Raw genomic sequence first — 10,767 nt, 5'->3', positions numbered from 1 at the left:
TTTGAGCAACCTGCGGCTAACTTCCTAGTTTGCTCTTTGATTTTCATTGAGTATAAATTCATTCTTATCTCTTCTTATCATACTAGTCTGCTTGGCTAGGAAGCTAATTCCAGCATCCTAGATTCTTGTCTTTCACAATGCTAACTATCAGACTCTTTCAGTTACAAGAGCAGGAAGGATCTCATGGTATACCGATGTTTCTTCTTTGTTCCGAATAGTCAACCATGAAAGGAAAGAGGCATTCTCCCTTTTAAATCTTTTTTCTTACAATGCTGCAAGAATCGCTTTAAGCAAGCCTTTAAAGTCACCTTTGACACGTTCGGTTACTTCTACAACTTCTTCGTGATTGAGTTCTTCTTGGAAACCAGCCGCAAAGTTAGTAATACATGAAATTCCTAGAACTTTCAAACCTGAATGGGCTGCTACAATAACTTCAGGAACCGTAGACATACCGACTGCATCAGCTCCCAGTGTCTTATAGGCACGAATTTCTGCCGGTGTTTCATAAGTTGGACCAGTTACACCGATATAGACACCTTCATCAAGCTTGATACCAAGTTTTTTAGCCACTTCATGGGCAGTAGCACGGTATTCTGGTGTGTAGGCCTTAGACATATCTGGGAAACGAGGACCAAAGTCATCCAAGTTTTCACCCATCAATGGATTTTGCCCCGTCATATTGATATGGTCTGAGATAGCCATCAAAGTACCAGGACCATATCCAATACCACCAGCTGCATTGGTTACAATGACACCTTCACATCCAAGAACTTTCATGACACGTACTGGGAAAGTCACCACTTCCAGAGGATTCCCTTCGTAGAAATGGAAGCGACCTTGAAGAGCCAAGACCTTGCGACCTGCCAGTTCACCATATACCAATTTCCCAGCGTGACCAACTACTGTTGAACGGCCCCAGTTTGGAATCTGAGCATAGTCTACTACAACTGGATTTTCGATTTCTTCTGCCAGTTCTCCCAGTCCTGATCCAAGGATTAGACCGAACTCAGGCGCTTGAATTCCCTTGTCTTTCAGGAAAGCAGCTGTTTCATTGATTTTGTTTAAAAATCTCATTGTGTGTCTCCTTTATTATTTTTTAGCATTTGACCAATTTTGTCAAAGGTTTTAGCATTACGAATAGTAATGTGGCGATAGAAAGGCATCTTGAGCAGATCCTTGTGATAGGCAGTTTTAGAGTAGGTTTCTTCAGAAAATTTCCCCCAGAAAATACCAAGTTTTCCAAAATGAAGCACCTCATCTTCCAGTTTCAAACTGCCTACTTTCTCGATGACTTGCTCCACATCCAAACCCTCAGTGTAAAAGAGAACGTCTTTTCTTGCCAAGTCTTCATTCCACCAAGCTGGTAGACTCTCAAGTTCGTCTTCATAATCTTCTTGACTCAGTAAAGAAAACCTCTGAATAAATGGATAACGAGTCCCAAAGAAAGTCTCTAACCTTTCAATCAATTTGACTTTTGAGTCTGTAGAAGTAAAGAAGATATTACCACTGTTGATGTAGCTTTCAACCTTTTTCAATTCCCAACTCTGTCAGTTCTTGACGAAGCTCCGCCATGACGACCTTATTCTTGCCACCAACATTGATGCCTCTCACCAGCAGAGCATAGCGCGTCATCTTATACCAATTTATCTAAGAAACTTTCCCCGATCATAGCTGTTTCAACACCAAAGTTATCTGCAACAGTCGCTGAGATATCTGCAAAATGTCCAACTGGAATCAAACCATTTCCTTTAAAGGCAGGACTGTAAGCCAAAAGTGGAATATATTCGCGAGTGTGGTCTGTTCCTGCATAGGTTGGGTCATTTCCATGGTCAGCAGTAATCAAGAGAAGGTCGTTCTCTCGCATGGCTGCGATAATTTCAGGTAAGCGTTCATCAAACTCATGCAAGCAATCACGGTAACCGTGAGCATTACGACGGTGGCCGTAAAGGGCATCAAAGTCAACCAAGTTTGTGAATGAGAATCCTTTTTCAAATTCAGCAAGGCTCATGGTCTTCAATAGTGTATCTATTCCATGACTGTTTGACTTGTTGTGACCCATATCATGGTTGATACCAGCACCGTTAAAGATATCATTGATTTTACCCACAGCATAAGTATCGATACCAGCCTCATTCAATTTATCCAAAACAGTTGGGGCAAATGGAGATACAGCCAAGTCACGACGGTTTGCCGTACGAGTGAAGTTACCTGGTTCACCTACATAAGGGCGAGCAATGATACGACCTAGAAGGGCAGGGCGCTCAAGTGTAATTGAACGAGCGTATTCACAGATACGGTACAATTCGTCCAAAGGAATAATATCTTCGTGGGCAGCAATTTGCAAAACAGGATCAGCTGAAGTATAGATAATCAACTCTCCAGTTTCCATCTGACGTGGTCCAAAATCATCGATAACAGCCGTTCCTGAATAAGGTTTGTTGGCTTCACGAATAACCTTGCGTCCTGAGAATTCTTCGATTTTTGTCAGGATTTCTTCTGGGAATCCGTTCCAGAAAGTATCGAAAGGCTCAGTAATGTTGAGTCCCATGATTTCCCAGTGTCCAGTCATAGTATCCTTACCAAGAGATACTTCCTCTAATTTTGTTGCATATCCAGTTGGATTGCTTTCAGCTGCTACAGTCTTAAGAGGAGTTTCACGAGGAATATTTCCAAGACCTATTTTAGCCATGTTTGGGACATTCAAACCAACTGTTTTTGAAATGTGTCCCAGTGTGTCAGAAGCTCCATCTGGAACCCCTGCATTGACAAAGTTATTAGCATCTGGTGCTGCACCGATTCCTACAGAATCCAGTACCACCAAATGAATACGATTAAATTTAGACATCTTATGCCCCCTTCTATTTTCCTTTTTTTGAAGTTGAAATCTGAACTCCATCTCGTCCAGCAACGATTACCTTATCCACCATTTGGTTGAATAAACCATGCTCCACAACACCAACGACATGGTCCAATTCTTGTCCAAAAGCAATTGGATTTTCAATGACATCCAAGGCGAGGTCAATGATAAAATTCTGCATATCCGTCACAAAACGTTGGCCGTCTTTTTCACGGAAACTTGGTTTGTAGCCAGCTCGTTCAAAATGACGAAAGACCTGCTCTGCACCATACTGAACCACTTCTACTGGCAATTTAAAAGCACCTAGTTTTTCGACCAGCTTGCTTTCATCCACCACCCAAATGTATTCTTTTGATGGTGTTGCGACCACCTTTTCCATGAGAAGGGCACCACCACCGCCTTTGATTCCATTAAACTGACTATCCACTTCATCCGCGCCATCAACCGTCACATCGACAAAGTCTACTTGGTCAATAGACTTGAGCGGGATATTAAGGCCTTCCGCCTGTTTAGTGGTCACACTAGAAGTTGTTACAGCTGTAATCTGCAATCCTTCTTCCTTGATACGACGACCGATTTCTTCGACAAAATAATAGGCAGTCGAGCCTGTTCCAAGTCCAACGACCATTCCATCGCTCACGAACTCAGCAGCCTTGATACCTGCCATTTTCTTCAGATTTTCCACCGATTTACCTCCATCATTCTCAGTTCTTATTTTACTATGAAATCGCTTTTTATTCAAGTGAAAAGATCAAATTTACATTTTTCATCAATCTTTCTTTGAAAATATGCATTTTCTTTTTATCAAACGAATAAAAATGAGTTTATCTTTTATGTATTTGCTTTGTTCATCTCTTTCCAGTTCCAAAAACAAGACCTTAACTTTGATACGTCTAGTTTAGCATTAAAGCAGGCGCATTTCAAGAATCATAAATTAAGAGAAGGAAGTGGGTTTATCTATCTATTTTAAACAAGTTTATCTTTGCTTACCCTCTCTTGTTGACAAATAATTTTCATTACTTTAGGAATACAATTACTAATCTCCGTTGGCAAAACCACATACTGTTCTTGAGCTAGTTCTTGGGCAATAGCTGAATGAAGATGGGTCGCTACCGTCACACATTCGTAGAGACTGGCCTGTCGGAATTGGCCTGCAAATCCTGCAATCATTCCAGCAAGAGTATCTCCCATCCCCCCAGTCGCCTGATAGGGACCGCCGACCTGTAACTGGTAATAATCAGATTGACCAGCTTGCCAAATACGAGTAGCTGGACCTTTCTCTACCAAAATTGTTCCTTGAGGAAATGAAGTCAGGGCACTAGCTGTTGCATCTTCCTTTTGCTTTTCAATAGCAATACCAGACAGCTTTTCCCATTCTTTTTGGTGGGGAGTTAGGATAAGCTGGTTAGACGGAAACGACAAACTTGTCCTAGCAAGAATGGTCAGGGCACCACCATCTACAATCAAAATCTGATTCTGTTTTAAGCTAGCAAAGACCTGTTTGACTAGATCTTCTCCAAAAGCATCGTCTCCTAAACCAGGTCCCAGCAAGACAACTTCTGCCTTCTCCAACTGCTCTTTTAACAATTGCTTGTCTTGAAGAGAAAATGCCATAGCCTCAGGTAAATGGCTGTGCAGAGCTGGAATATTTTCCCTGTCCGTTCCAACGGTCACCAATCCTGCACCACTCTTAACAGCAGCTAGTGCAGCCATAATGATAGCACCTCCATAAGGATAAGTGCCACCAAGCAGCAGCAGACGACCATGGTCTCCTTTATGACTTGTACGAGAACGTTCAATAATAACTTTTTCTAGTAAAGTTTGATCAATCACTTTCATCGTTTTTTCCTCTCGCTTTTATTATACAACAAAAAGGAGGCGCAGACCTCCTTTTGTAATCTTATATCTAAAATTTAATACTCATTTCTGCCATTTCAGATATAGCTATAGAAAATACACTCTCTTCAGCGATTTTTCTCTTATTTTCTATCCAATGTCCGAACTGCCGCCTGATAAGTTTGCTCCATTAGCATGGTAATGGTCATAGGGCCTACACCTCCAGGAACTGGTGTGATGTGGCTAGCAAGTGGGGCAACTGCCTCATAGTCAACATCTCCACAGAGCTTGCCATTTTCATCGCGGTTCATACCGACATCAATGACAACCGCACCTGGTTTGACAAAGTCAGCAGTCACAAACTTAGCACGACCGATTGCGACCACCAGAATATCTGCTTTAGCAGCCACCTTGGCAAGATTATGGGTGCGTGAATGGGTCAAGGTTACTGTTGCATTCTTGGACAAAAGAAGCTGGGCCATGGGTTTTCCAACAATGTTTGAACGACCGATGACGACCGCATTTTTACCTTCCAAATCAATCCCATATTCATGGAACATTTCCATAATCCCTGCAGGTGTTGATGGAATCATGACTGGATGACCAGACCAGAGACGCCCCATGTTTAAGGGATGGAACCCATCCACATCCTTTTCTGGATCAATAGACAATAGAACCGCCTCTTCATCGATATGTTTTGGTAATGGCAACTGAACCAAAATCCCATGCCAAGCTGGATCCTGATTGTATTTAGCAATCAGGTCTAACAATTCCTCTTGAGTAATGGTCTCTGGAACTCGCACTACTTCGCTACGGAAACCAGCCGCAAGAGCTGACCTCTCCTTGTTGCGAACGTAGACTTGGCTGGCTGGATTATCCCCAACCAAAATCACTACCAAACCAGGTACTAGACCTGTTTCTTCCTTTAATTTTGCAGTCTTTTCAGCCAATTGCCCCTGCAATTTGACCGCTAAAGCTTTCCCATCAATGATCTGTGTCATATCAATTCTCTTTTCTTTCAAATATCTTCCATTATAGCAAAAACTGCCTGCACCCCCTAACACTTATTTCCTAGGCTATCCTATAGTTTCAAACTATAAGAAAAAGCTCTGGTTGAGCTTTTCACTAATCTTGTCTTGAAATTTTAAAATAGATTATAAAACCTTACTCAAGAAGTCTTTAGTCCGTTGTTCTTGGGTTTGTTCAAAAATCTGTTCAGGTATTCCGTCTTCAACAACCACACCGTCTGCCATAAAGATGACATGATCTGCCACCTCACGGGCAAATCCCATTTCATGTGTTACGATAACCATGGTCATTCCTGATTTGGCTAGATCTTGCATAACAGCCAATACCTCACCCACCATTTCAGGATCCAAGGCTGAAGTTGGCTCGTCAAAGAGTAAAACATCTGGTTCCATAGCCAACCCACGCGCGATAGCAATCCGTTGCTGCTGCCCACCTGACAAACTCTGTGGATAAGCGTCTGCCTTATCCGGCAAACCAACTTTTTCCAACAGCTCTTGAGCTCTCTTCTCAGCAACTGCCTTGCTTTCACCTTTGGTCTTGATAGGTGACAAGGTAATATTTTCCATCACAGTCATATTAGGAAAGAGATTAAATTGTTGGAAAACCATGCCCATCTTCTCACGCATGGCAAAGAGGTCATTCTTCTTGTCCGTAATATCGACTCCCTCAAAGATAACCTTTCCTTTAGTTGCTTCTTCCAACAAATTCATAGAGCGAAGCAAGGTAGATTTCCCGCTCCCTGAAGGACCGATGATAACGACAACTTCTCCTCTTTTAATCTCGAGGTTGATGCCCTTCAATACTTCATTCTTTCCAAAAGATTTATGTAAATTTTCAATTTTTATCAAGATTTCTGTCATTATTTCTTATCTCCTTGTCCCATATGTTTTTCAAAAGCTTTCAAGGCTACTGTCAGAATAGAGGTCATAATCAAGTAGTAAAATGCTGCAAATAAAAGTGGTGTTAAAGGTAGATAGGTTGTTGTAGAAACTGTTGTAGCCCCATTCCACAACTCCATGACCCCAATAGCTGATAAGAGGGAGCTGTCCTTGATAATGGTGATAAATTCGTTCCCCAATGCTGGCAAGATATTTTTGATTGCTTGTGGCAAAATCACATAACGCATCGCATTTTTAGGACGAATCCCTAAAGAATAGGCCGCCTCTAACTGCCCCTTAGGAACCGCATTAATCCCAGCACGAACAGTCTCAGAAACATAAGCACCACTGTTCATAGAAATAATCAAAATCCCTGGAATCAGACGAGAAAGATCAACACCCAAAATCCCAACCTGAATAGTCGGAGCATTGATGTGCATAAGAGCAAAGGTAATCATAATCTGAACCATCATCGGTGTCCCACGGAAAATCCAAACGTACAAGTTGGCCAGCCAAACAAGCGGTTTAAACTTTGAACGTTGCCCAAAAGCCAAGACAACCCCCAAAATGGTTCCCAAAATGACAACACAGATAGAAATAAGAACCGTCACAACAGCCCCATAGTTAAAATAAGGTAAATACTTAGGTAAAAAAGAAAAATTCATAGTCACACTGCTTTCTAAAATAGAATACTGTATGATTATAACGTATATTGAATTAAAATTCAAATCTTTTATCCAATTTATTTAAAAATCTTTAAACTAGCAGAATTAGCGAGAAATCTTAGTTTTTTTCTAGTCAAGTTGGCCTCCTTTATGGTAAAATAGTAACGATAAGAAATGAAGGAGAATCAAAATGGAATCACATTTGGTTAGAATCATCAACCGCCTTGAAGCAATGGCAAACGATGGCGGAAATTTAAAACGTAATTTTGAACGTGAAGGAGTTGTTGTTGCAGAAGTTGCGTACAGCCACGACGAAGAAAACGGCTCAATCTTTACCCTTCGTGACGTAGAAGCTCGCGAAACGTATACGTTTGATAGCATTGACTTAATTGCAATGGAGATTTACGAACTTCTCTACTAATCTAAAACAAGCTGGGATTGTCCCTGCATGTCTAACCAAAATCCTTTTTGTCTCACAAATAGGATTTTTTTATAGTCCAAATTCACAAAAATTTTCATTGTAACAACTTTTCAAAGCTGCAATCTTTTTACTTGCTTTACACCCCAATCCTGTTATAATGAGAGTATAGGAATTTGACTATTTTTGACCTTTAAACAGATCAGGATAAAGAAAGAAATGAGGTAGATGTATGCTTTGTCAAAACTGTAAAATCAACGACTCAACAATTCATCTTTACACCAATCTCAATGGAAAACAAAAACAAATTGACCTCTGTCAAAACTGCTACAAGATTATCAAAACAGATCCTAACAATAGCCTCTTCAAAGGTATGACGGATCTGAACAATCGTGACTTCGATCCCTTTGGTGATTTTTTCAATGACCTAAACAATTTCAGACCTTCTAGCAATACTCCTCCTATTCCCCCAACCCAATCAGGTGGAGGTTACGGTGGAAACGGCGGTTATGGTTCCCAAAATCGTGGTTCTGCTCAAACTCCACCAGCAAGCCAAGAAAAAGGCCTGCTGGAAGAATTTGGTATCAACGTAACTGAGATTGCCCGTCGTGGAGACATTGACCCCGTTATTGGGCGCGACAATGAGATTATCCGTGTCATCGAGATTCTCAATCGTAGAACCAAGAATAATCCTGTTCTTATCGGTGAACCGGGTGTCGGAAAAACGGCCGTTGTCGAAGGTCTAGCTCAGAAAATCGTTGATGGCGATGTTCCACATAAACTCCAAGGTAAACAAGTCATCCGTCTGGATGTGGTTAGCTTGGTGCAAGGAACGGGGATCCGTGGACAATTTGAAGAACGCATGCAAAAACTCATGGAAGAAATTCGCAAACGTGAGGACATCATCCTCTTTATCGATGAAATCCATGAAATTGTCGGTGCTGGTTCTGCGAGTGATGGTAATATGGACGCAGGAAATATCCTCAAGCCAGCCCTTGCTCGTGGGGAACTGCAACTGGTCGGCGCTACTACCCTCAATGAATACCGTATCATTGAAAAGGATGCTGCCCTCGAGCGTCGTATGCAGCCTGTCAAGGTTGATGAACCAACGGTGGAAGAAACAATCACTATCCTCAAAGGGATTCAAAAGAAATACGAAGACTACCACCACGTTCAATATACCGATGCTGCAATTGAAGCAGCTGCAACTCTTTCCAATCGTTACATCCAAGATCGCTTCTTACCTGACAAGGCCATTGACCTCCTAGATGAAGCTGGTTCTAAGATGAATTTGACCTTGAATTTTGTAGACCCTAAAGTCATTGATCAGCGCTTGATTGAGGCTGAAAATCTCAAGTCTCAAGCTACACGAGAAGAAGATTTTGAAAAAGCCGCCTACTTCCGTGACCAGATTGCCAAATATAAGGAAATGCAAAAGAAAAAGGTCACAGACCAGGATACTCCAATCATCAGTGAAAAAACCATTGAGCATATTATTGAGCAGAAAACCAACATCCCTGTTGGTGATTTAAAAGAGAAAGAACAATCTCAACTCATCCATCTAGCCGAAGATCTCAAGTCTCATATTATTGGCCAAGATGATGCAGTCGATAAGATTGCTAAGGCTATTCGCCGTAATCGTGTCGGTCTTGGTACGCCTAACCGTCCAATTGGAAGCTTCCTCTTTGTCGGACCAACTGGGGTCGGTAAGACAGAACTTTCCAAACAATTAGCTATCGAACTCTTTGGTTCTGCTGATAGTATGATTCGCTTTGATATGAGTGAATACATGGAAAAACACAGTGTGGCTAAGTTGGTCGGCGCTCCTCCAGGTTATGTTGGCTATGATGAGGCTGGTCAATTAACTGAAAAAGTTCGCCGCAATCCATATTCTCTCATCCTTCTCGATGAAGTGGAAAAAGCTCACCCAGATGTTATGCACATGTTTCTACAAGTCTTGGACGATGGTCGTTTGACAGATGGGCAAGGACGGACCGTTAGCTTCAAGGATGCCATCATTATCATGACCTCAAATGCAGGTACAGGTAAGTCTGAAGCCAACGTTGGATTTGGGGCTACTAGAGAAGGACGTACCAACTCTGTTCTCGGTGAACTCGGCAACTTCTTTAGCCCAGAGTTTATGAACCGTTTTGATGGCATTATCGAATTTAAGGCTCTCAGCAAGGATAATCTCCTTCAGATTGTCGAGCTCATGCTAGCAGATGTTAACAAGCGCCTCTCTAGCAACAACATTCATTTGGATGTAACTGACAAGGTCAAGGAAAAGCTGGTTGACCTAGGTTATGATCCAAAAATGGGAGCACGCCCACTTCGTCGGACTATTCAAGACTATATTGAGGACGCAATCACTGACTACTACCTTGAAAATCCAAGCGAAAAAGACCTCAAAGCAGTTCTGACTAGCAAGGGAAACATTCAAATTAAGTCTGCCAAAAAAGTTGAAGTAAAAACTTATGAAAAAGAAGTATAAATCCTATAGAAAAGGAGTAGAAAATGAAAATTTTCTGCTCTTTTTACTAAAATAACTATAAGTTCTTGACAGCTCTGCCTTTGTCCATTATGATAATAATAAAGATACTAGATAATGAGGAAAATGCAATGGCAAACCCAACTTTCGGAGAAAAAAAAGCAAATACAGACTATGTTGCACGCTATGGAGTGTATGCAGTTATCCCTGACGCTAAACAAAAACAAATTGTTCTTGTTCAAGCACCTAATGGCGCTTGGTTCCTACCAGGTGGCGAAATTGAAGCAGGTGAAAATCATCAGGAAGCCCTAAAGCGTGAATTGATTGAAGAGCTTGGTTTCACAGCTGAAATTGGTACCTATTATGGACAGGCTGATGAATACTTCTACTCTCGTCATCGTGATACCTACTACTACAATCCTGCCCACCTCTATGAAGCGACTTCTTTCAAAGAAGTGCAAAATCCACTAGAAGACTTTAATCATATTGCCTGGTTCCCTATTGACGAGGCTATCCAAAATCTTAAACGTGGTAGCCATAAATGGGCCATCCAATCTTGGAAAAAACAGCATAAGATTGACTAATACTCTTCGAAA

10 protein-coding genes and 1 pseudogene are annotated in these 10,767 nt (G+C 41.5%); 3 read left to right on the top strand and 8 right to left on the bottom strand.

The features are described 5' to 3' along the window. Positions 1–264 precede the first annotated feature (264 nt). The 8 genes and pseudogenes from HT715_RS05350 to HT715_RS05315 all read right to left on the bottom strand — a co-directional run bounded on the left by HT715_RS05350 (position 265) and on the right by HT715_RS05315 (position 7,265). Positions 265–1,074, bottom strand: coding sequence for a purine-nucleoside phosphorylase (locus HT715_RS05350; protein ID WP_172922851.1), 810 nt, complete (start codon positions 1,072–1,074; stop codon positions 265–267). Next, a pseudogene (locus HT715_RS05345) lies at positions 1,071–1,632 on the bottom strand (DUF1697 domain-containing protein). The gene HT715_RS05350 and the pseudogene HT715_RS05345 overlap by 4 nt, the downstream one beginning before the upstream one ends. A 1-nt stretch (position 1,633) precedes the next feature. Beyond that, complete coding sequence (locus HT715_RS05340) at positions 1,634–2,845, bottom strand: phosphopentomutase (protein WP_172922850.1); 1,212 nt, start codon at positions 2,843–2,845, stop codon at positions 1,634–1,636. 13 nt (positions 2,846–2,858) lie between these two features. Then, positions 2,859–3,542 carry a ribose-5-phosphate isomerase RpiA gene (gene rpiA, locus HT715_RS05335; protein WP_000429299.1) on the bottom strand — a complete coding sequence of 228 codons (684 nt, stop codon included), beginning with the start codon at positions 3,540–3,542 and terminating at the stop codon, positions 2,859–2,861. 281 nt (positions 3,543–3,823) lie between these two features. Further along, the gene (locus HT715_RS05330) at positions 3,824–4,696 is read right to left on the bottom strand and encodes an NAD(P)H-hydrate dehydratase (protein WP_172922849.1); all 873 of its coding nucleotides are present in this window, start codon (positions 4,694–4,696) and stop codon (positions 3,824–3,826) included. 140 nt (positions 4,697–4,836) lie between these two features. After that, positions 4,837–5,694 (bottom strand): bifunctional methylenetetrahydrofolate dehydrogenase/methenyltetrahydrofolate cyclohydrolase, encoded by an 858-nt coding sequence (locus HT715_RS05325; protein WP_171040600.1) that lies wholly within the window; start codon positions 5,692–5,694, stop codon positions 4,837–4,839. Positions 5,695–5,847: 153 nt separating this feature from the next. Next, positions 5,848–6,582 carry an amino acid ABC transporter ATP-binding protein gene (locus tag HT715_RS05320; protein ID WP_138701228.1) on the bottom strand — a complete coding sequence of 245 codons (735 nt, stop codon included), beginning with the start codon at positions 6,580–6,582 and terminating at the stop codon, positions 5,848–5,850. Then, positions 6,582–7,265, bottom strand: coding sequence for an amino acid ABC transporter permease (locus tag HT715_RS05315; protein ID WP_031222958.1), 684 nt, complete (start codon positions 7,263–7,265; stop codon positions 6,582–6,584). The genes HT715_RS05320 and HT715_RS05315 overlap by 1 nt, the downstream gene beginning before the upstream one ends. 190 nt (positions 7,266–7,455) lie before the next feature. Between HT715_RS05315 and HT715_RS05310 the strand changes: the two genes are divergently transcribed. The 3 genes from HT715_RS05310 to HT715_RS05300 all read left to right on the top strand — a co-directional run bounded on the left by HT715_RS05310 (position 7,456) and on the right by HT715_RS05300 (position 10,755). Beyond that, positions 7,456–7,686 carry a DUF1797 family protein gene (locus HT715_RS05310; protein WP_000443574.1) on the top strand — a complete coding sequence of 77 codons (231 nt, stop codon included), beginning with the start codon at positions 7,456–7,458 and terminating at the stop codon, positions 7,684–7,686. Positions 7,687–7,915: 229 nt separating this feature from the next. After that, positions 7,916–10,174 carry an ATP-dependent Clp protease ATP-binding subunit gene (locus tag HT715_RS05305; RefSeq protein ID WP_138706518.1) on the top strand — a complete coding sequence of 753 codons (2,259 nt, stop codon included), beginning with the start codon at positions 7,916–7,918 and terminating at the stop codon, positions 10,172–10,174. A gap of 128 nt (positions 10,175–10,302) precedes the next feature. Further along, complete coding sequence (locus HT715_RS05300) at positions 10,303–10,755, top strand: NUDIX hydrolase (protein WP_050971398.1); 453 nt, start codon at positions 10,303–10,305, stop codon at positions 10,753–10,755. Positions 10,756–10,767 lie beyond the last annotated feature (12 nt).

Source organism: Streptococcus sp. 4155 (assembly GCF_013276695.1).
Taxonomy (GTDB): Bacteria; Bacillota; Bacilli; order Lactobacillales; family Streptococcaceae; genus Streptococcus; species Streptococcus pseudopneumoniae.
The sequence above is the reverse complement of the archived record's forward strand: the minus strand, read 5'-3'. Positions and strand labels throughout refer to the sequence as shown.

Excerpts from the sequence above, each read along its gene's own strand:
- HT715_RS05315 (WP_031222958.1), bottom strand. The coding sequence starts at position 7,265 with ATGAATTTTTCTTTTTTACCTAAGTATTTACCTTATTTTAACTATGGG.
- HT715_RS05310 (WP_000443574.1), top strand. The coding sequence starts at position 7,456 with ATGGAATCACATTTGGTTAGAATCATCAACCGCCTTGAAGCAATGGCA.
- HT715_RS05300 (WP_050971398.1), top strand. The coding sequence starts at position 10,303 with ATGGCAAACCCAACTTTCGGAGAAAAAAAAGCAAATACAGACTATGTT.
- HT715_RS05340 (WP_172922850.1), bottom strand. The coding sequence starts at position 2,845 with ATGTCTAAATTTAATCGTATTCATTTGGTGGTACTGGATTCTGTAGGA.
- HT715_RS05330 (WP_172922849.1), bottom strand. The coding sequence starts at position 4,696 with ATGAAAGTGATTGATCAAACTTTACTAGAAAAAGTTATTATTGAACGT.
- HT715_RS05350 (WP_172922851.1), bottom strand. The coding sequence starts at position 1,074 with ATGAGATTTTTAAACAAAATCAATGAAACAGCTGCTTTCCTGAAAGAC.
- HT715_RS05320 (WP_138701228.1), bottom strand. The coding sequence starts at position 6,582 with ATGACAGAAATCTTGATAAAAATTGAAAATTTACATAAATCTTTTGGA.
- HT715_RS05305 (WP_138706518.1), top strand. The coding sequence starts at position 7,916 with ATGCTTTGTCAAAACTGTAAAATCAACGACTCAACAATTCATCTTTAC.
- HT715_RS05325 (WP_171040600.1), bottom strand. The coding sequence starts at position 5,694 with ATGACACAGATCATTGATGGGAAAGCTTTAGCGGTCAAATTGCAGGGG.